This window comes from Enterococcus sp. AZ120, from assembly GCF_050546165.1.
Taxonomy (GTDB): Bacteria; Bacillota; Bacilli; order Lactobacillales; family Enterococcaceae; genus Enterococcus; species Enterococcus faecalis.
On the sequence record NZ_CP172950.1, the window covers coordinates 1,284,040 to 1,303,627 of the forward strand.

Consider the following 19,588-nt stretch of genomic DNA (forward strand, 5'->3'; position numbering starts at 1 on the left):
GTAGTGTCGGTGAAAGAATTAAAAGTAACAGATTTAACCAAAACATATGGGGAAAAAACACTATTTGATCATCTTTCTTTTTTGATTCATGAAAAAGATCGCATTGGTTTAATTGGGATTAACGGCACAGGGAAAACCAGTTTATTAAATATTATTGCTGGCGTAGATAGCGGTGATGGTGATCTTGCTGCAATTCAGCAGCCAAGTGATTATCAAATTGGGTACCTTTCCCAGAATCAAACATTTGACGAGAATATTACGATTGCAGAAGCCGTGTTTCAGGGAGACAGCCCGATCATAAAAGCGGTCAAAAATTATGAATTAGCGTTAGCTGCTTTAAGTGAGAATGGTTTAGACGAAGGGGTTCAAAGACGTTACACGCAAGCAGAAGAAGCCATGAATAAACAAGATGCTTGGACAGCAGATACCAATGCAAAAATTATTTTACAAAAATTAGGTATTCCCACATTGGAAAAGAAAATAGGTGAGCTTTCTGGTGGGCAGTTAAAACGAGTAAGCTTGGCGCAAGTCTTAATTGAAGCGCCTGATTTACTGTTATTGGATGAACCAACGAACCATCTGGATTATGAAACGATTGAATGGCTGGAAAACTTTTTAAATAACTATCGTGGCGCGGTTTTAATGGTGACCCATGACCGCTACTTTTTAGATCGAGTAACCAATCGGATTTTCGAACTTTCTTTTGGAAAACTGTATGAATACAAAGGAAACTATGAAACGTATGTGATGGAAAAAGCCGAACGTGAACGTGTCGCTGTAGAGCAAGAAGAAAAAAGAAAACGCCTCTTCAAACAAGAACTTGCGTGGATGCGAGCAGGCGTTCAAGCACGAGGAACGAAACAGCAAGCAAGAATTGATCGGTTTCAGGATTTAAAAGAAAACTTGCATCAGGTACAAACCAATGGCACCTTAGAAGCAGACTTTGCCACGCAACGTTTAGGGAAAAAAGTTCTGGAAATCAAGGAAGGAAATTATGCCATTGATCATAAACAGCTTTTGAAAGACTTTAATTTACTCATTCAAGCAAACGATCGAATTGGCATTACTGGTAAAAATGGTGCAGGAAAATCCACGTTATTAAATATTTTAGCTGGACGCATTCCTTTAGAGAGTGGCCTATATAGTATCGGTGAAACCGTCCGAATTGGCTATTATACCCAGCAAAACGAAGAAATGGACCCTAATCAACGGATGATTGCTTATTTGCAAGAAGCAGCAGAAGAAGTGAAACGAAGTGATGGAAGCAGCGTTGGGGTCGCTGAAATGTTAGAGCGCTTTTTATTTCCTCGTTTTATGCATGGCACACTGATTGGCAAACTGTCTGGTGGAGAAAAACGCCGGTTATATCTCTTAAAATTATTAATTAGTCAGCCTAACGTGTTATTATTGGATGAGCCAACCAACGATTTGGACATTGATACGTTGACCATTTTAGAAGATTATATCCAAACGTTTAAAGGAGCGGTAATTGCGGTTTCTCATGACCGTTATTTCTTGGATAAAACAATGGATAAATTGTTAGTTTTTCAAGGAAATGCTCAGATCCTATCATTTTATGGCACAATGAGTGAATATTTGGCGAACCAAAAAGAACAAGAAAAGGTCAAAGAAAAACCGCTCAATAAACCAGTAAAAGAAGCATCGACAGAAAAGAAAGAAAAAACAAAGCTGACTTATATGGAACAAAAAGAGTGGGCAACAATTGAAGAAGACATCACACAATTAGAAACGAAATTAGAAACATTAACTGAAGAAATGAATCATCAGGGTGATGATTTTGTTCGTTTACAAGAATTGCAAGAAGCAGTAACAGCAACGGAACAATTGTTAGAAGAAAAAATGAATCGTTGGGAATACTTGAGTGAATACGCGGATTAAGAGACGGAGGGAATAAGATGGAAGAAGCATACTTAGCGCTAGGAAAAAAGATTTTAGAAGAAGGTCATTTTAAAGAAGACCGTACAGGAACTGGTACGTATAGTTTATTTGGCTATCAAATGCGTTTTGATTTGGCCAAAGGATTTCCCTTACTAACAACCAAACGAGTACCGTTTGGCTTGATTAAAAGTGAGTTATTGTGGTTTTTAAAAGGCGACACGAATATTCGTTATTTGTTAGAGCGAAATAATCATATTTGGGATGAATGGGCGTTTGAACGCTATGTAAAAAGCGCAGATTATCAAGGACCAGACATGACGGATTTTGGGCATCGTGTCTTACAAGATCCAGCATTTGCAGAACAATACAAAGAAGAACATCAAAAATTCTGTGACGCCATTTTAAACGATGAAGAGTTTGCAGAAAAATATGGTGAATTAGGGAATATTTATGGTGCGCAATGGCGTCACTGGGAAACCAAAGATGGTAGCTTTATTGATCAATTAGCTAATGTGATTGAAATGATTAAAACCAATCCTGATTCTCGCCGTTTAATTGTTTCTGCTTGGAATCCAGAAGATGTGCCTTCAATGGCGTTGCCACCTTGTCACACTATGTTTCAATTTTATGTAAATAAAGGAAAATTAAGCTGTCAACTTTATCAGCGCAGTGCCGATGTTTTTTTAGGTGTTCCTTTTAACATTGCAAGCTATGCTTTATTGACACATCTGATTGCACATGAAACAGGTTTAGAAGTGGGGGAGTTTGTACACACGCTAGGAGATGCCCACTTATATCAAAATCATGTGGAGCAAATGCAAGAACAATTATCACGAGAAGTTCGTTCTTTCCCAACGCTCGTTTTGAATCCAGACAAGGCTTCTGTTTTTGATTTTGATATGGAAGATATTAAAGTAGAAGGCTATGACCCACATCCAACGATTAAAGCGCCGATTGCCGTATAAAAAAGGAGAGAGAAGCTATGTTAGCAGCCATTTGGGCCCAAGATGAACAAGGAGTGATTGGTAAAGAAGGCAAATTGCCTTGGCATTTACCCAACGACTTGAAATTTTTCAAGGAAAAAACAATTCATAATACATTGGTCTTAGGACGTGCAACTTTCGAAGGCATGGGATGTCGTCCGTTACCAAATCGAACAACGATTGTTCTTACCAGTAATCCGGATTACCAAGCTGAAGGCGTTTTGGTTATGCATTCCGTAGAGGAGATTCTTGCGTATGCTGACAACTATGAAGGCGTGACCGTTATTGGTGGAGGTTCTGTCGTTTTTAAAGAACTGATTCCCGCATGTGATGTCTTATATCGGACGATGATTCATGAAACATTTGAAGGCGACACCTTCTTTCCAGAAATCGACTGGTCTGTTTGGGAAAAAGTTGCCACTGTTCCCGGCGTCGTGGACGAGAAAAATCTCTATGCACATGACTATGAAACGTATCATCGAAACGATAAATAATAAAATGAAGGGAGGCATGAGCAATGCCGACATTGAAAGAAAAAATTATTCAAGAGAGTCAACGTTTAGGCATCGATAAAATCGGCTTTACTCATGCTGAACCATTTATTGAATTAGAAGATTCTCTGCATGAACAACGAGAGCGAGGATATAACTCGGGATTTGAACATCAAAATGTGGAAGAACGAATTTACCCAGAAAAAACGTTTGAGCATCCTAAAAGTATTATCTCCATTGCTTTAGCTTATCCCACCAAAGCTCAGGAAAAAATGCCAAGAGATGAAAAGCGTGGACAATTTGCGCGAGCCTCTTGGGGAATTGATTATCATCACATTTTGCAGGATCGGTTGCAAAAATTAATTGCTTTTATTGAAGAGCAAGCTGCCACTGAAGCAGAAAAAGAACACTGGCGCTTTCGGCCGCAAGTAGATACTGGCGAATATGTTGACACCGCTGTTGCTCAGCGGGCGGGTTTAGGATTCATTGGTAAAAATGGTCTACTGATTACCGAAGAATTTGGTTCCTTTGTATATTTAGGTGAGGTGACCACCAACATTCAATTTGAACCAGATGAACCTGTTCCAAATGGTTGCGGTGATTGTACTCGTTGTATCACAGGGTGTCCTACAGGGGCTTTGTTAGGGGACGGTCGAATGAATGCTCAAAAATGTTTGTCTTATCAAACGCAAACAAAAGGCATGATGCCTGAAGAGTATCGAAAAAAAATGCGTAACGTCATTTATGGTTGCGACATTTGTCAGCTGGTTTGCCCTTATAATAAAGGAAAAGATTTTCATTTTCATGAAGAGATGGAACCAAAGATTGAGGAAGTTTATCCCAAATTGGCACCGTTATTAACTATTTCCAATAAAGAGTTTAAACAGCAATTCGGACACTTAGCAGGCTCTTGGCGTGGTAAAAAACCATTGCAACGGAATGCTTTAATTGCGTTAGCGAATTTGGGCGGCCGTGAAGCTATCCCACAAATTATTCTCTGTTTAAATGATCAGCGTCCTGTCATTCGCGGAACAGCTGCTTGGTCGTTAGGTCAGCTCGCAAAAAGAGAACCCGAGCAAAGTTTAGAAGCTTTAAATTATCTACTTTCTGTAGAAACTGAAGCAGAGGTTATCGAGGAAGCTCAAAAGGCTATTCACTTGTTAACAAGCAAAAAAGGAAGCCGCTCAACGGAGTGACTTCCTTTTTTTATTAAATATGATTGCGATATAAACCAACAACTTTACCTAAAATTGTAACGTTATCTAAAAGAATAGGCGCTAATGCATCATTTTCAGGCTGCAAGCGGATATGATCTACTTCTCGGAAGAATCGTTTACAGGTTGCTTCATCTTCATCGGTCATTGCGATTACGATGTCGCCATTATTGGCATTCGATTGCTTACGAACAATCACTTGGTCGCCATCTAGAATACCTGCGTTAATCATACTTTCTCCTCGAATCGTCAACATAAATAAAGCATTTTCTTCTGTACGTAAATCAGGAGGTAACGGGAAGAAATCTGATGCTTCTTCCACCGCTAAAATTGGTTCACCAGCAGTTACGACACCTAACATCGGAATAGTTGTCGGCTGAATTCCGATCTTTTCCAAGCCTTCTGGTGTTAATTCGATTGCTCGCGGTTTTGTTGGGTCACGTAAGATTAGACCCTTTTTTTCAAGACGAGCTAAATGTCCGTGAACGGTAGAAGTTGAGGATAAATCAACAGCCTTCCCAATTTCGCGAACGGTTGGCGGATAGCCCTTTAATTCGACTTGTTCGTATATATATTTAAGTACTTCTAATTGTCTTGTTTCTGTACGTTTCGCCAAAACCCGCACCTTCTTTCAATTGATAAAATTAGTGTACCATAAAATGCGAACGAAATCAAACAAGCGTTCGTGTTTTATAAATATCAGAATATAGTTGTTTTTTTAAGGCAGTTCTTATAATATAGACAGTGAGAGTAAGGAGGGATTTTGATGTTATCGAAAGAAAAAATTGCCCGTATAAATGAATTAGCGAATAAAGCAAAAGTGGAAGAACTTAGTGCGAAAGAAAAAGTCGAACAACAAGAATTACGTAAAGAGTATTTAGAAGCATTTCGTGGAGGGATGCGTCACCATATCGAAGGAATGAAGGTCGTGGATCAAGAAGGGACCGATGTGACTCCTGAAAAACTAAAACAAATTCAACGTGAAAAAGGACTTCACAACAGAAAGTAATTGCTTTCATTGTCGAAATAAGCTACACTATGAATAAAGGTAAAAAAAACCTAAATTAGGAGATGATTTTTTTGTTTGACAAGACAGATCAATTGGGCGTTAATACAATCCGGACATTAAGTATTGAAGCCGTACAAAAAGCGAACTCAGGACATCCTGGTTTACCAATGGGTGCTGCCCCAATGGCGTATGCACTTTGGACAAAACATTTAAAGGTGAACCCAACAACTTCTAGAAACTGGGTTGATCGTGATCGTTTTGTACTTTCAGCAGGCCACGGCTCTGCAATGTTGTACAGCTTATTACATCTATCAGGATACAACGTAACAATTGACGATTTGAAAAATTTCCGTCAATGGGATAGTAAAACACCAGGGCATCCAGAAGTGCACCACACAGATGGTGTTGAAGCAACAACGGGACCTCTAGGACAAGGGATTGCTATGGCTGTTGGTATGGCAATGGCTGAAGCGCATTTAGCTGCAACTTATAATCGTGATAGTTTCCCTATTATGGATCATTATACGTACGCAATTTGTGGTGACGGCGATTTAATGGAAGGTGTTTCTCAAGAAGCAAGTTCAATGGCTGGTCATATGAAATTAGGTAAATTAATTGTCTTGTACGATTCAAATGACATCTCATTAGATGGACCAACTTCTAAAGCCTTTACTGAAAATGTTGGGGCTCGTTATGAAGCATACGGATGGCAACATATTTTAGTTAAAGATGGCAATGATTTAGATGAAATAGAGGCTGCGATTGAAGCGGCTAAAGCTGAAACAGATAAACCAACATTGATTGAAGTTAAAACAGTCATTGGTTACGGAGCACCAAAAGAAGGAACATCTTCCGTTCACGGCGCGCCAATTGGTGAAGAGGGCATTACAGCGGCTAAAGCTGTTTATGGTTGGGAATACCCTGACTTTACTGTGCCAGAGGAAGTCGCTGCTCGTTTTAAAGAAACGATGATTGACGAAGGCCAAAAAGCAGAAGCGGCTTGGAATGAGATGTTTAAGAACTATGAACATGCGCATCCAGAATTAGCCAAACAATTTAAAGAAGCTTTTGCCAACCAATTACCTGAAGGTTGGGAACAAGAATTACCTAAATATGAGCTAGGAACAAGTGCCGCAAGTCGTGTAACAAGTAAAGAAACGATTCAAGCTATTTCAAAAGTTGTTCCAAGTTTCTGGGGCGGTTCAGCCGATTTATCTGCCTCAAATAATACAATGGTTGCTGCAGAAAAAGATTTCGAACCTGGTCAATACGAAGGCCGTAATATTTGGTTTGGTGTTCGCGAATTTGCAATGGCCGCAGCAATGAACGGGATTCAATTACACGGTGGTAGCCATGTTTATGGCGGGACATTCTTCGTCTTTACTGACTACTTACGTCCAGCAATCCGTTTAGCCGCTTTACAAAAAGTTCCTGTAACTTACGTCTTAACGCATGACTCTGTTGCGGTGGGTGAAGATGGACCAACACACGAACCAATTGAGCAATTAGCAAGTGTTCGTTGCATTCCAAATGTTCATGTGATTCGTCCAGCAGACGGCAATGAAACTGTTGCTGCTTGGAAAATTGCTATGACTTCTACGGAAACACCAACTATTTTAGTTCTAAGTCGTCAAAACTTACCTGTTTTAGAAGGAACGTTAGAACACGCTTCTGATTCTGTTCAAAAAGGTGCTTATGTATTGTCACCACAAAAAGGTGAACAACCAGCAGGGATTTTAATTGCGACTGGTTCTGAAGTAAATCTAGCAGTGGAAGCACAAGCTAAATTAGCGGAAGAAGGCATCGATGTATCTGTCGTGTCAATGCCAAGTTTTGATTTGTTTGAAAAACAATCTGCTGAATATAAAGAAAGTGTGTTACCTAAAGCTGTGACAAAACGTGTGGCGATTGAAGCTGCAGCAAGCTTTGGTTGGGAACGCTATGTAGGAACAGAAGGCAAAACAATCACAATTGATCACTTCGGCGCTTCTGCACCTGGCGGTCTAGTTCTTGAAAAATTCGGCTTTACTCCTGAAAATGTGGTTAATACCTATAAATCACTATAAATAAAGATTAAAAAACCTGAATGCTTGTGATAGCATTCAGGTTTTTTTGCTTCATTTCTTTTTGGGAGCAAAGAGCATAAAGTGAAAAAATAATGCGAACAATTGGAACCCAATACCAGTTAAAGTAACACCAGACCAACCATAGTTTTGCCACATTAATGTACCAATCAATGAACCCAGTGAACCGCCGATGAAATAGAAAAACATAAAGACGGTATTGTTACGATTGCTGGCTTCTTCTCCCAAATTTTGGACGCGTGTTTGATTGGCTACTTGCCCAAATTGAGTACCGATATCTAAAACAATAATTGCTAAGATTAGTAAGACCACATGTGTTCCACCTAGAAAAAGTAAGATAAAACTACCGAACTGCATCAGCAGGCCAATCAAAACAATCTTCCGCTCTGGATAATAATCGGATAGACGACCAATGATGGGTGCTACGAAAGCCCCTGATAACCCAAAAATTGCTAAAATACCGACTTCTTTCGGTCCCCAATAATAAGCTGGACTACTAACAAAGAAAATTAATGTAGACCAAAAGATTGAAAAGGTTGCAAACATAAAAAAGCCATTGACAGTTGCTTCTCTTAACAAAGGTTGCGATTTGATTAGCTTAGGAAGACTTTTCAAAGAACCCAAATAAGTTAATCGATTTGAAGTTTGAGTATGTATCACTGTTTTGGGCAATTTTAATTGGAGTAGAACAACCAATGCTAACACGAATATTACGGCGATTAGGTAGACTGTTCGCCAAGAAGCTGCACTAGCAATGAAACCCGAGATCGTTCGAGACAATAAAATTCCTGTCAATAGTCCGCCCAGCATTCGACCTGTTACTTTACCACGGTTCGCTGGTCCCGCCATGACCGCAGCATAAGGAATAATAATTTGGGCGACAATAGAGAGCAGCCCGATAAAAAAAGAAGAGAGTGCAAAAAGGAGAAAACTTGGTGCAAAAAATGCAGCACTTAGAGACAGCGAGGAGAGCGCGGCTACTCGAATGATTAATTTGCGACGATCAACGACATCGCCTAATGGAACAAGAAAAAGTAAGCCTAGCGCATAGCCTAATTGGGTCAGCATAGTAACAAAACCAATAGAACCAATACTGACTTGAAAGGCCTGAGCAATTTGGGTGCCAATTGGTTGAATATAATACATATTGGCGACCACGACCCCGCAAGTTAACGCTAATAAAAACGTCACTTGATTTGTTAAACCCGATTGTTGTTTCTTCATCTAACCACCTACATTTCTATGTAATTCATTTTGTAATACAACAACTACTCGGCAATAGTTGTTTTGACTACAAAAACAGACTTCTCTTATAAAGTTTGTTCAAAAAGTGACAAGTCCATTAAAAAGTTTATCACAATAAATAAAGAAAAGTAAGAGGATAAATAACAAAAATCTCATCAAAATGAAAAGAAGAAGTGGTTGTTTTCACAAGTGTGAAGAGGGTTAATTAAATACAAACAAGATTTCAATTACATTACAGAAATTTTAAAACTCAAAATTTAATACGTTTATTTCTTGTTTCAATAGGAAATTAACGGTAAAATAGAAAAGTGAGACAGTGAGGAGGAAAAATGAATGAGCGAACAGTTAACAAGAAGTAGTAAACATATTCAAAAAGCTCTTAAAAAGCAAAAAGCTTATAAACGTGCTACCGCCGTTGCGGGGACTTCAATGATTTTAGCACCTGTGGTTGGTGCTGCGGTACCTGCCCAAGCAGAATCAAGCCAGCAAGCATTTATTAATGAAATCGGAAATTCAGCAGCAGCCGTTGCCAATAGCAATGATATGTATGCTTCCGTCATGATTGCTCAAGCGTTGCTAGAAAGTAGTTATGGTAGTTCTGGGTTAGCATCTGCACCGAATTATAACTTGTTTGGTGTAAAAGGAAGTTATAATGGACAATCTGTTTATATGCCAACAAAAGAATATTTAGACGGACAATGGGTGACCGTCACAGCAGCATTTAGAAGTTATAATTCTTATGCGGAATCGTTCCAAGATCATGCCAATGTTATTCGTTCCACTGCTTTTGGGGATACATACCATTATTCAGGCGTTTGGAAGAGTAATACTAGCAGTTATCGCGATGCAACAGCCGCTTTAGCTGGAAGTTATGCAACTGATCCAGGCTATGCCGAAAAATTGAATTGGTTAATTGAAGCATATAATTTAACTCAATATGATTGGGGAGCACCAGTCGCTCAAACCACTAGTTATTCAGATACAACGGGAACCGTTGATACAACAATCGATACAGCGGCTTCTGCAACAGCAACAGCAGAAACTGTAGCTAGTCAAAGTTACACTGTCGCAAACGGCGACACGTTGTGGGACATTGCTGCACGTTTTGGAACGACAGTTGATAATTTAATGTCACTAAATGGATTAACATTGGATTCTGTTTTATCGGTGGGTCAAACCATCCAAATCGGTTAACTTTGCAATTATTTAGTTGAAGAAGGACCTTACAAAAGCGGCAGTTTTTGTAAGGTCTTTTATCGTGAAAATAGGTAGGGCTAGCAGCAATTATTTGATGAGCATAATCCGTTTTTTTATTTAATTTTTCACAAACTAAAATTCGTTTTTCTGGTAGAAATCGTTTTTTTGAGCTATGCTTAGAGAAAGAATTATTATATTGTTTGTAAAATTGGAGGATGTAGGATTATGACTAAAGGTTATGTAAAATCAGTAACAGAGTTAATTGGTCAAAGCCCAGTTGTGAAATTAAAACGGATGGTACCAGAAGGAGCTGCAGATGTTTTTGTTAAACTAGAGTTCTTTAATCCTGGTGGCAGTGTGAAAGATCGAATTGCTTTAAGCATGATCCAACAAGCCGAAGCAGATGGTCGCCTAAAACCTGGACAAACGATTATTGAGCCGACTAGTGGTAATACAGGCATTGGGTTAGCAATGGTAGGTGCTGCGTTGGGATATCCAGTTAAGATTGTGATGCCAGATACTATGAGTATTGAACGCCGCAAATTAATGCAAGCATATGGGGCTGATCTATTATTAACCCCTGGTGCCGAAGGAATGAAAGGGGCAATTGCAAAAGCCACAGCATTAGCAGAAGAACACGGGTACTTCATGCCTTTGCAATTTAATAATCCAGCTAATCCAATGATACATGAACAAAAAACAGGAAAAGAAATTGTTGATGTCTTTGGTAAACGTGGCTTAGATGCGTTTGTTTCTGGTGTTGGCACTGGAGGAACCGTTACAGGAGTTGGCCATGAATTGAAACGGATTTTTCCAGACATTGAAATTGTTGCAGTAGAACCAACGGAGTCGCCTGTTTTAGAAGGTGGCGAACCAGGTCCACATAAAATCCAAGGAATAGGCGCTGGTTTTGTCCCAGAAGTTTTAGACACCACCGTTTATCAAAAAGTTGCCGCTGTTTCTAGTGAAGACGCATTAGAAACTGCTCGTTTAATGGGGCCAAAAGAAGGCATCCTTGTGGGGATCTCAGCAGGGGCAGCAATTAAAGCGGCCATTGATTTGGCAGTTGAATTAGGCGCAGGCAAACGTGTCTTAGCGCTGGTTCCGGATAACGGCGAACGTTATCTTTCGACAGCTCTTTACGAATTTCCAGAATAAAAAACACGCCAAAAAACGAGCATTTCTCTTAGTTTAGTAAAATGCTCGTTTTTTCCACGAGAATCCTACAATAATTCTTGTCAATCGTAATAAGAAATAGTATTATTTAAGAAAGATAGACAGGGGAGGGATACAAAGATGGACAACGTATTGGTTAAAAATGCACTTGCTGAATTAAAAGAAGCCAATATCCGAATTACTCCGCAACGTTATGCTATCTTGGAATATTTAATCGAAAATCATACACACCCAACAGCTGATGAAATTTATCGCGCACTAGAAGATCATTTTCCAAATATGAGTGTAGCAACGGTTTACAACAATCTACGTTTATTTACTGAAATCGGTTTCGTTCAAGAAATGAGTTATGGCGATGCATCTAGTCGTTTTGATTTTAGTTCGAAGAAACATTATCACGTGATTTGTCAAAAATGTGGTAAAATCGTTGATTTTCATTATCCAGGGTTAGAGGACGTTGAAATGGCCGCTAGTAAATTAACAGGCTTCGAAATTAATGAACATCGTTTAGAATTATATGGATTATGTCCAGATTGCCAACAAGCACAACAGGAGAATGTGTAAAAAATTACATACTGTTAAAAATTTATCAAAAGATAAGTCACTTGTCTAGGCAAATTTCACAAGCGTAAGAGTTTTCACTCTTATGCTTGTTTTTTTGTGTGGTTATTGACTTTTAAATTCTTAAAAACAAAAAATTAACTAGCTATTATTAAGAATTAGCAACAGTTTGTGAATTTTTTTATATGCGATTCACAAGCATAGAACTCGAATAAGCTTGATTCCTCTGATATATTTTAAACAGACAGAGGGAGACGTCACCTCTGCAAAACAAAGATTGTGAAAGAAGGGATTTACAACATGAAAGTCGTAGTCGTAGGATGTACCCATGCTGGAACTTCAGCAGTTAAAAGTATTTTAGCAAATCACCCGGAGGCGGAAGTCACTGTATATGAAAGAAATGACAATATTTCCTTCCTATCTTGCGGAATTGCCTTGTACGTTGGAGGCGTAGTTAAAAATGCTGCTGATTTATTTTATTCAAATCCAGAAGAACTGGCTTCTTTAGGAGCAACAGTGAAGATGGAACACAATGTTGAAGAAATCAACGTGGACGACAAAACTGTTATAGCGAAAAACTTACAAACGGGTGCAACTGAGACCGTTTCTTATGATAAATTAGTGATGACAACTGGTTCTTGGCCAATTATTCCACCAATTCCAGGAATTGATGCTGAAAATATTTTATTATGTAAAAACTATTCACAAGCCAACGTGATCATCGAAAAAGCGAAAGATGCCAAACGTGTCGTTGTCGTTGGTGGCGGTTATATTGGTATTGAATTAGTAGAAGCTTTTGTAGAATCAGGTAAACAAGTTACTTTAGTTGACGGGTTAGACCGCATTTTAAATAAATATTTAGATAAGCCATTCACAGATGTTCTAGAAAAAGAATTAGTTGATCGTGGCGTTAATTTAGCTTTAGGTGAAAATGTCCAACAATTCGTAGCAGATGAGCAAGGAAAAGTAGCAAAAGTCATTACACCAAGTCAAGAATTCGAAGCAGATATGGTGATTATGTGTGTTGGTTTCCGTCCAAATACAGAATTATTAAAAGATAAAGTTGACATGTTACCAAATGGTGCAATTGAAGTCAATGAGTATATGCAAACAAGCAATCCTGATATTTTTGCTGCGGGTGATAGTGCAGTTGTTCACTACAACCCAAGTCAAACAAAAAATTATATCCCATTAGCAACGAATGCTGTTCGTCAAGGTATGCTAGTAGGTCGTAATTTGACTGAACAAAAATTGGCTTATCGTGGCACACAGGGAACTTCTGGCTTATATTTATTCGGTTGGAAAATTGGTTCAACAGGTGTGACAAAAGAAAGTGCCAAATTAAACGGACTAGATGTCGAAGCAACTGTTTTCGAAGATAACTATCGTCCAGAGTTTATGCCAACAACTGAAAAAGTTCTGATGGAATTAGTCTATGAAAAAGGAACACAACGCATTGTTGGTGGTCAATTGATGTCTAAATATGATATCACACAATCTGCCAATACTTTATCATTAGCGGTCCAAAATAAAATGACTGTCGAAGATTTAGCGATTTCTGATTTCTTCTTCCAACCACATTTTGATCGCCCTTGGAACTACTTAAACTTATTAGCCCAAGCCGCTTTAGAAAATATGTAATTAATAATAGAAAAAGGATGAAGAACAGAAGTTCTTCATCCTTTTTGTTAGTCACTAAGCGCTCCAGTTGTTTGGTTCATTAATGCCATTAATTGCTCTTTCGTTGTTCGTTTGATAGAAAGAGAGGGGAGATTATCTAAAGAAAAATAAGCACAATTCGAGGTTTCAATGTTTTTTTCAAAGGGATGATTTTCTAGAATGTCACAAGAAAAGATCATTTTATAGTACTGAAATAGTTGAGGAATGTCTTTTCGTTTATCTGTATCATAAACAGCAAGCAATTCTTTTGCTGTAACAACTAAGCCAGTTTCTTCCAATACTTCTTTTTCAATATTTTCTTTAGGAGAGCAGCCAATTTCGGCATAGCCACCAGGTAATGACCATTCTTTGGTCCGTAAATCTTCAACTAATAAAAAACGATTCTCTTTTTTTATCAAACCGCGAACATCTACTTTCGGTGTTGGATAACCTTCTTCTTTAGTTAAGATTTTTTCTAAGTCGGGCAAGACAGTCGCTTCGTGTCCGGTTGCGCTAATAAGTTGTAACGTAAGTTCTCGTAGTTCTTGGTAACGTTCTTGATCAAAAGCATCTTTCCCGTAAAAAAGACCAGCATCTGCCAATGCTAGCAACCGCTTATAAGTGTTCAGATAATCCATATACGCACGCTCCTCATAGACTTAATACGTTTAGTTTAACAGAAAAAAATAAAGAAAGGGCAGATTTAGCGAGAAAAGGCGTCGTTTTAAGGAAATAATAAAGAATAAATGACTAACTTACATTTTTAAACTACCTATGCTATTATTTAATAAAAAAGATTGGGTATACAATAATTTTGTTATGTAAACAAAGCAAAAAGATTGACGTCATTCGCTAGACAGGTTAATATCATACTATTCGTTTTTACGAATCATTGGATTTTAAGCGCCTTGAGGTTTTTCCGACATTATGGGACGCTTGGAATCCTTGTTTAATTTTAATTAAACAGTTGATTTAATCTACAAAGGAGTTTTAGTATGTCAGTATTTATTAGAGAGTGTACCGTCGCAGACGTACCAGAATTAGAGGCCATTTGCCAAGAGACTTTTGCAGATACTTATGGAGATGGCGAAAACGAAGAGGATTTACAGGCACATTATGAGAGGAAATTTAGTCCAGCAGTTTTAGAAAGCGAAATCTTACATAAAGATTCGCAATATTTCTTTGCTTTTTATAATAATGAACTTGCAGGTTATGTGAAATTAAATCACGGTGATGCTCAGATTACCTATCAACATCCACAAGCGTTACAAGTTGAGCGCATTTATATTCGTAAATCTTTTAAGCGTTTAGGCTTAGGCAAACATTTGATTACGAAAGCAATTGAATTAGCGGAAGAAGCAGAAAAAGAGACGGTTTGGTTAGGTGTTTGGGAACATAATCATCCAGCGCAAAAATTTTATCAATCATTGGGCTTCGTCAAAACAGATGAACATGATTTTTATATGGGAAATGAACGCCATACCGATTATACAATGACGAAACAGTTAAAAGAGTCAACGTAAAGCAAAAACAAGGAAACGGACGCAATGAAGCCGACGATTCCTTGTTTTTTTATCTTAAAATTGTGAAGGAGATTTTCCATAATATTTTTTGAATAATTTACTAAAATGATAGGCATCTTCGTAACCAACCGTTTTTGCTACTTCTTTGACACTTAAGGAATCATTTTTCAGCAATTCTTTCGCATGGTTTAAGCGGATTTGAATTAAATAATTGATTGGCCCAACGCCTGTGGCCGCTTTAAAGGTTTTCGACAAATAAGTCGGGGTAACATATAACATTTCAGCTAACTGTTCCAAAGTAATTTCTTCGTCATGGTGGGTTTCCAGATAATAAATCGTATGATTGACTAAATTTCGTTTTCTTTTTTCCGTTTTCGATAGCCGAGTTTCAATTTTATTTTCTTGATCAACTGCTAAACTTCTTAAAATATAAACCAATAGTTCAATAACTAAAGCTTTAATTTGTAACGCTGATTCAACTTCTTGATGGTTTAATTCATGAACAATTTGCCAAGCTTTTTCTAAAAAAGCACCATGTAAATGACTTAAATCTAATAAAGCTGATTTATTTGGAAATACGTTTCGCGCTAAGCCTTCTAAATAGAGATTTGAAATGCCAATGTGTAGTTGATGTGAGTAAGTTCCTGCTTTTTGTTGCTCACCATGTTCCGTTCGCGGATTAAAAAGAAACACCGTACCAGCAGTGGCATGGTACTGTTGCCCTTGAACAATATATTCAGATTCACCTTCTAAAAGAATAGATATTTCCAGAAATTCATGATGATGACAATTATAAGGGTGGGTCTCTTCGTTCCAAGGATCGAAGGCATATAAAATTTCAGGATTAAACGTTCGACTATTTGTGTAGTTCATAAAAAATCACTCCTACTTGTATCCGCTTTCTATACTATATTGTACATCAAAATATACAAGAATGCCCATTTCTTTTCCTATAAAAAAACAGTAATCTTATACACGTCCATAAAAACAAGAGAGAGTAGGGGAGAAAATGAATAGTTTTGAATGGATTTGGCAATATGCTAAAAAAAATAAGAATAAGTTACTGCTAGCTGTTATTTTTGTCGTTATTAACGCTATTTTAATTGTTATTATTCCATTGTTATCTGGCAGAATTGTAGACCAAGTAATCAATCAGGGGAAGATTGAAGAGCTTGTCCCAATTCTTGGGATTATGATTGGGGTGACCGTTATTCGGACAGTTGTTCGTTATAGTTATCAAGTCTTGTTTGAATCGGTCGGACAATCTGCGTTATTTGACTTAAGAAAAGATATGTATATCAAACTTCAAGAATTAGATTTTGATTTCTTTAATCATACACGTGTTGGCGACATTATGGCGCGAATGACAGGGGATACAGACGCTATCCGCCATTTCGTTTCTTGGGTCACTTATAACCTTTTAGAATGTATTTTATGGTTCATCGCAGCCGTGATTGTGATGGGGACGATCAATTGGCAATTGATGCTGGCATTAATTTTAATTACGCCTTTGATTTTTCTGTTAACACAAAAAATGTCGAAGGAATCGCATCCGGTATTTTTTGAGATCCGGGAAAGTTTTTCTCGGCTAAATTCGATGGTCGAAGAAAATATTGGTGGAAACCGGGTGGTTAAAGCTTTTTCTCAAGAACCTTATGAAATTGAAAAGTTTAACAAGCACAATGAAGACTATAAAAAATGGAATATGGCTTCTGCAGATGTCTCAAAAAAATATTTACCGTGGTTAGACGGTTTTGCAGGTAGTTTAAATGTTATTGCCTTAGTTCTTGGTGGCCTCTTTGTGATTCAAGGTCGAATGACAATTGGTGATTTAGTGGCCTTTAACGGCTTTCTCTGGATGTTGAACATGCCGATGCGAATGAGTGGCTGGTTGATCAATGATGTGCAACGCTTTACGGCATCGTCCATTAAAATTCGTCAGTTATTAGCAACGAAACCGAAGATTCCCATTGCTCGGGAAAAAGAAGCAGAACCGATCCAAGGCTATGTGACGTTTGATCACGTGTCCTTTCATTTTTCAGATGATCCAGAAACCCCCATTTTATCGGATGTTTCATTTTCAGCAAAACCTGGTGAAACAATTGGTATTTTAGGGGAAACTGGTTCAGGCAAAACCACTTTAGTTAACTTAATCGCTCGGTTCTACGATCCAACAAAAGGCACTGTTTATATTGATGGAAAAGATGCTAAAAGCTATTCTGTTCGTAAATTGCGAGAAAATATCTCCATGGTTATGCAAGATGTCTTTCTTTTTTCCAATACAATAGAAGATAACATTGCTTTTGGTAACACATTGGCTAACTTGGAACAAGTGCAAATGATGGCTGAAATTGCTGATGCCCATAGCTTTATTTCCAGAATGCCCGAAGGTTATGCAACAATTGTTGGTGAACGCGGCGTTGGCCTATCTGGTGGCCAAAAACAGCGGATTTCACTGGCCCGTGCCTTAACCAAAGATCCAGCTATTTTAATTTTAGATGACACAACTTCCGCTGTTGATATGGAAACAGAATCAAAAATTCAAAAAGAACTAGGCCGTTTGACGGAAAAGAAAACGACATTTATTATTGCCCACCGAATTTCTTCTGTGAGAGAGGCCAATTTAATTTTGATGATGGAAAAAGGCCGTGTGGTGGAAAGCGGTACGCATAGCGAATTAGTCGAACAAAAAGGCAAATATTTTGACGTATATCAAAAACAATTAGGTCTGACAAAGGAAGGTGAGTCGCGTGGCTAGAAATACGTTTGATGTGGATGAGACTTTAGAAAAAGAATTTAATTGGTCTCATTATAAACGATTAGGCGCCTATATTAAGCCTTACAAAAAAGCTGTTTTTAAAACATTATTTGTCATCATATTAGCTAATCTGGCAAGTATGTTAGGTCCTTACTTTACTAAAATTGCGATTGACCAAGTAATTCCACAAAAGAATCTCTCGTTACTCTTCATACTAGGGGCTATTTTCCTATTTTCCTTGGTGATTATTGGTTGGTGTATGCGTTATCGAATATATGCCATCACAGAAATTGGACAAGATATTTTAAAAGATATGCGTTTTTCAATTTTTGAGCATCTACAAAAATTACCATTTTCTTATTTTGACAGTCGGCCGCATGGAAAAATTTTAATTCGGGTGGTCAATTACATCAATACGTTAAGTGATTTACTAAGTAACGGATTGATCAATTTAATTTCTGATTTATTTAATGTGATTATCACCTTAATTTTCATGTTATTTATTGATGTGAAATTAACCTTATACAGTTTACTGCTATTGCCTGTGTTGTTCGTGATGGTTCTGTTTATCCAAGGGAAACAACGGAAAGCTTACCAAGAGCTTAGCAATAAACAATCAAACTTAAATGCCTATATTCATGAAAGTATTTCAGGAATTAAAATTACACAATCTTTTGCACGAGAAGATGAAAATTTCCAAATTTTTAACGAGGTAAGCGAAGAATATCGTCAATCCTTTATGAAAGCTGTGCGTGTCCAGTATTTATTATGGCCAGCAGTGCAAAATATATCCGTCATTACGACTTGTTTTATCTATTTCGTAGGAATCCGTCAATTAGGTGTGTCCGTTACTACTGGGACGCTAATTGCTTTTATCGGTTATATCAATAACTTTTGGAATCCGGTCATCAATATTGGTAACTTCTACAATTCTCTGATTACTGCAACTGCCTATTTGGAAAGGATTTTTGAAACGATGGATGTTGTTCCAGAAATTCAAGATGCGCCGCACGCTATTGAGTTGCCGCCAATTAAAGGAACCGTCGACTTTCAGCATGTTTATTTCCGTTATGAAGAAGGAAAAAATATTTTGACCGATGTTAGTTTTCATATTGAGCCAGGACAAACAATCGCCTTGGTTGGGCCAACAGGTGCGGGTAAAACAACAATCATCAATTTGTTAAGTCGTTTTTATGATGTGAATGAAGGGGCCGTTAAAATTGATGGTTATGATGTTCGCGATGTGACACTCCGTTCGTTAAGAAAACAAATGGGGGTAATGCTTCAAGATACGTTTATTTTTTCAGGAACGATTATTGAAAACATTCGGTACGGAAATTTAGCAGCCACAGAGGAAGAAGTCATCCAAGCCGCAAAAATTGTTCGTGCGCACGACTTTATCAAGGATTTAAAAGATGGCTATGAAACAGTTGTGGAAGAGCGGGGTAGTACACTCTCGGCAGGACAACGCCAATTAATTTCATTTGCTCGTGCTTTACTGGCAGATCCCAAAATTTTAATTTTAGACGAAGCAACCTCTAGTATTGATACAAAAACAGAAGAATTGTTACAAGAAGGACTACAACAACTTCTGAAAGGACGGACATCGTTTATTATTGCTCATCGACTTTCTACCATCAAAAATAGCGATAAAATTTTCTATATTGATGGTGGTTGTATTGTGGAAGAAGGATCTCATGATCAACTAATGGCAAAACATGCGTTATATCATCATTTATATCAATCGCAATACGACTTATTAAAGAGCTAGATGATAAAACAGAGAAAA

Annotated in this window: 17 protein-coding genes and 1 pseudogene; 14 read left to right on the plus strand and 4 right to left on the minus strand. The window is 37.8% G+C overall.

What is annotated here, in order from left to right; genetic code table 11:
* The first annotated feature begins 9 nt into the window (after positions 1-9).
* The 4 genes from IGJ46_RS06215 to queG are packed head-to-tail and all read left to right on the plus strand — an operon-like array spanning position 10 to position 4,569.
* On the plus strand, positions 10-1,899 hold the full coding sequence (locus IGJ46_RS06215; RefSeq protein WP_002396340.1) for an ABC-F family ATP-binding cassette domain-containing protein: 1,890 nt from the start codon (positions 10-12) through the stop codon (positions 1,897-1,899).
* Positions 1,900-1,916: 17 nt separating this feature from the next.
* Positions 1,917-2,864 (plus strand): thymidylate synthase, encoded by a 948-nt coding sequence (locus tag IGJ46_RS06220; RefSeq protein WP_010818383.1) that lies wholly within the window; start codon positions 1,917-1,919, stop codon positions 2,862-2,864.
* A gap of 17 nt (positions 2,865-2,881) precedes the next feature.
* Positions 2,882-3,376 (plus strand): trimethoprim-sensitive dihydrofolate reductase, encoded by a 495-nt coding sequence (dfr, locus tag IGJ46_RS06225; RefSeq protein WP_002357568.1) that lies wholly within the window; start codon positions 2,882-2,884, stop codon positions 3,374-3,376.
* Between the two features lie 23 nt (positions 3,377-3,399).
* The gene (gene queG / locus IGJ46_RS06230; RefSeq protein WP_010818384.1) at positions 3,400-4,569 is read left to right on the plus strand and encodes a tRNA epoxyqueuosine(34) reductase QueG; all 1,170 of its coding nucleotides are present in this window, start codon (positions 3,400-3,402) and stop codon (positions 4,567-4,569) included.
* A gap of 13 nt (positions 4,570-4,582) precedes the next feature.
* Here the strand turns inward: queG and lexA are convergent, their stop codons facing one another.
* Positions 4,583-5,203, minus strand: coding sequence for a transcriptional repressor LexA (gene lexA / locus IGJ46_RS06235; protein WP_002357566.1), 621 nt, complete (start codon positions 5,201-5,203; stop codon positions 4,583-4,585).
* A 150-nt stretch (positions 5,204-5,353) separates the two neighbouring features.
* Here lexA and IGJ46_RS06240 point away from each other — a divergent pair, with 150 nt between their 5' ends.
* Entirely contained in the window at positions 5,354-5,596 is a 243-nt protein-coding gene (locus tag IGJ46_RS06240; RefSeq protein WP_002384502.1) for a DUF896 family protein, read from the plus strand.
* 71 nt (positions 5,597-5,667) lie between these two features.
* A complete protein-coding gene (gene tkt / locus IGJ46_RS06245) occupies positions 5,668-7,662 on the plus strand; it encodes a transketolase (RefSeq protein WP_002363962.1) in 1,995 nt (664 codons plus the stop codon).
* 51 nt (positions 7,663-7,713) lie between these two features.
* On the opposite strand, the gene IGJ46_RS06250 is transcribed toward tkt, so the two are convergent.
* Positions 7,714-8,904: an MFS transporter gene (locus IGJ46_RS06250; protein WP_002357563.1), complete on the minus strand. Its 1,191-nt coding sequence runs from the start codon at positions 8,902-8,904 to the stop codon at positions 7,714-7,716.
* A gap of 354 nt (positions 8,905-9,258) precedes the next feature.
* On the opposite strand from IGJ46_RS06250, the gene IGJ46_RS06255 reads away from it, so the two are divergent.
* From IGJ46_RS06255 to IGJ46_RS06270, 4 genes are all read left to right on the plus strand, one after another.
* Complete coding sequence (locus tag IGJ46_RS06255) at positions 9,259-10,119, plus strand: glucosaminidase domain-containing protein (protein WP_002357562.1); 861 nt, start codon at positions 9,259-9,261, stop codon at positions 10,117-10,119.
* A 228-nt stretch (positions 10,120-10,347) separates the two neighbouring features.
* Positions 10,348-11,280: a cysteine synthase A gene (cysK, locus tag IGJ46_RS06260; protein ID WP_002380307.1), complete on the plus strand. Its 933-nt coding sequence runs from the start codon at positions 10,348-10,350 to the stop codon at positions 11,278-11,280.
* A 138-nt stretch (positions 11,281-11,418) separates the two neighbouring features.
* Complete coding sequence (locus tag IGJ46_RS06265) at positions 11,419-11,862, plus strand: Fur family transcriptional regulator (RefSeq protein ID WP_002357560.1); 444 nt, start codon at positions 11,419-11,421, stop codon at positions 11,860-11,862.
* 297 nt (positions 11,863-12,159) lie between these two features.
* A complete protein-coding gene (locus IGJ46_RS06270; RefSeq protein ID WP_002357559.1) occupies positions 12,160-13,500 on the plus strand; it encodes an NADH oxidase in 1,341 nt (446 codons plus the stop codon).
* A gap of 47 nt (positions 13,501-13,547) precedes the next feature.
* On the opposite strand, the gene IGJ46_RS06275 is transcribed toward IGJ46_RS06270, so the two are convergent.
* Positions 13,548-14,156: an NUDIX hydrolase N-terminal domain-containing protein gene (locus IGJ46_RS06275; RefSeq protein WP_002357557.1), complete on the minus strand. Its 609-nt coding sequence runs from the start codon at positions 14,154-14,156 to the stop codon at positions 13,548-13,550.
* Between the two features lie 233 nt (positions 14,157-14,389).
* Between IGJ46_RS06275 and IGJ46_RS06280 the strand changes: the two are divergent.
* A pseudogene (locus tag IGJ46_RS06280) lies at positions 14,390-14,494 on the plus strand (GNAT family N-acetyltransferase); the annotation flags it as partial.
* Between the two features lie 19 nt (positions 14,495-14,513).
* Positions 14,514-15,041: a GNAT family N-acetyltransferase gene (locus tag IGJ46_RS06285; protein WP_002357555.1), complete on the plus strand. Its 528-nt coding sequence runs from the start codon at positions 14,514-14,516 to the stop codon at positions 15,039-15,041.
* Positions 15,042-15,095: 54 nt separating this feature from the next.
* Here the strand turns inward: IGJ46_RS06285 and IGJ46_RS06290 are convergent, their stop codons facing one another.
* Entirely contained in the window at positions 15,096-15,914 is an 819-nt protein-coding gene (locus IGJ46_RS06290; protein ID WP_002357554.1) for a helix-turn-helix transcriptional regulator, read from the minus strand.
* Between the two features lie 136 nt (positions 15,915-16,050).
* Between IGJ46_RS06290 and IGJ46_RS06295 the strand changes: the two genes are divergently transcribed.
* Both IGJ46_RS06295 and IGJ46_RS06300 read left to right on the plus strand, forming a co-directional pair.
* Positions 16,051-17,799: an ABC transporter ATP-binding protein gene (locus tag IGJ46_RS06295; RefSeq protein ID WP_002371139.1), complete on the plus strand. Its 1,749-nt coding sequence runs from the start codon at positions 16,051-16,053 to the stop codon at positions 17,797-17,799.
* Positions 17,792-19,570 carry an ABC transporter ATP-binding protein gene (locus tag IGJ46_RS06300; RefSeq protein WP_375343105.1) on the plus strand — a complete coding sequence of 593 codons (1,779 nt, stop codon included), beginning with the start codon at positions 17,792-17,794 and terminating at the stop codon, positions 19,568-19,570. Before IGJ46_RS06295 ends, IGJ46_RS06300 begins: the two co-directional genes overlap by 8 nt.
* Positions 19,571-19,588 lie beyond the last annotated feature (18 nt).

Excerpts from the sequence above, each read along its gene's own strand:
- IGJ46_RS06220 (WP_010818383.1), top strand. The coding sequence starts at position 1,917 with ATGGAAGAAGCATACTTAGCGCTAGGAAAAAAGATTTTAGAAGAAGGT.
- dfr (WP_002357568.1), top strand. The coding sequence starts at position 2,882 with ATGTTAGCAGCCATTTGGGCCCAAGATGAACAAGGAGTGATTGGTAAA.
- queG (WP_010818384.1), top strand. The coding sequence starts at position 3,400 with ATGCCGACATTGAAAGAAAAAATTATTCAAGAGAGTCAACGTTTAGGC.
- IGJ46_RS06240 (WP_002384502.1), top strand. The coding sequence starts at position 5,354 with ATGTTATCGAAAGAAAAAATTGCCCGTATAAATGAATTAGCGAATAAA.
- IGJ46_RS06250 (WP_002357563.1), bottom strand. The coding sequence starts at position 8,904 with ATGAAGAAACAACAATCGGGTTTAACAAATCAAGTGACGTTTTTATTA.
- IGJ46_RS06255 (WP_002357562.1), top strand. The coding sequence starts at position 9,259 with ATGAGCGAACAGTTAACAAGAAGTAGTAAACATATTCAAAAAGCTCTT.
- cysK (WP_002380307.1), top strand. The coding sequence starts at position 10,348 with ATGACTAAAGGTTATGTAAAATCAGTAACAGAGTTAATTGGTCAAAGC.
- IGJ46_RS06265 (WP_002357560.1), top strand. The coding sequence starts at position 11,419 with ATGGACAACGTATTGGTTAAAAATGCACTTGCTGAATTAAAAGAAGCC.
- IGJ46_RS06270 (WP_002357559.1), top strand. The coding sequence starts at position 12,160 with ATGAAAGTCGTAGTCGTAGGATGTACCCATGCTGGAACTTCAGCAGTT.
- IGJ46_RS06275 (WP_002357557.1), bottom strand. The coding sequence starts at position 14,156 with ATGGATTATCTGAACACTTATAAGCGGTTGCTAGCATTGGCAGATGCT.
- IGJ46_RS06285 (WP_002357555.1), top strand. The coding sequence starts at position 14,514 with ATGTCAGTATTTATTAGAGAGTGTACCGTCGCAGACGTACCAGAATTA.
- IGJ46_RS06290 (WP_002357554.1), bottom strand. The coding sequence starts at position 15,914 with ATGAACTACACAAATAGTCGAACGTTTAATCCTGAAATTTTATATGCC.
- IGJ46_RS06295 (WP_002371139.1), top strand. The coding sequence starts at position 16,051 with ATGAATAGTTTTGAATGGATTTGGCAATATGCTAAAAAAAATAAGAAT.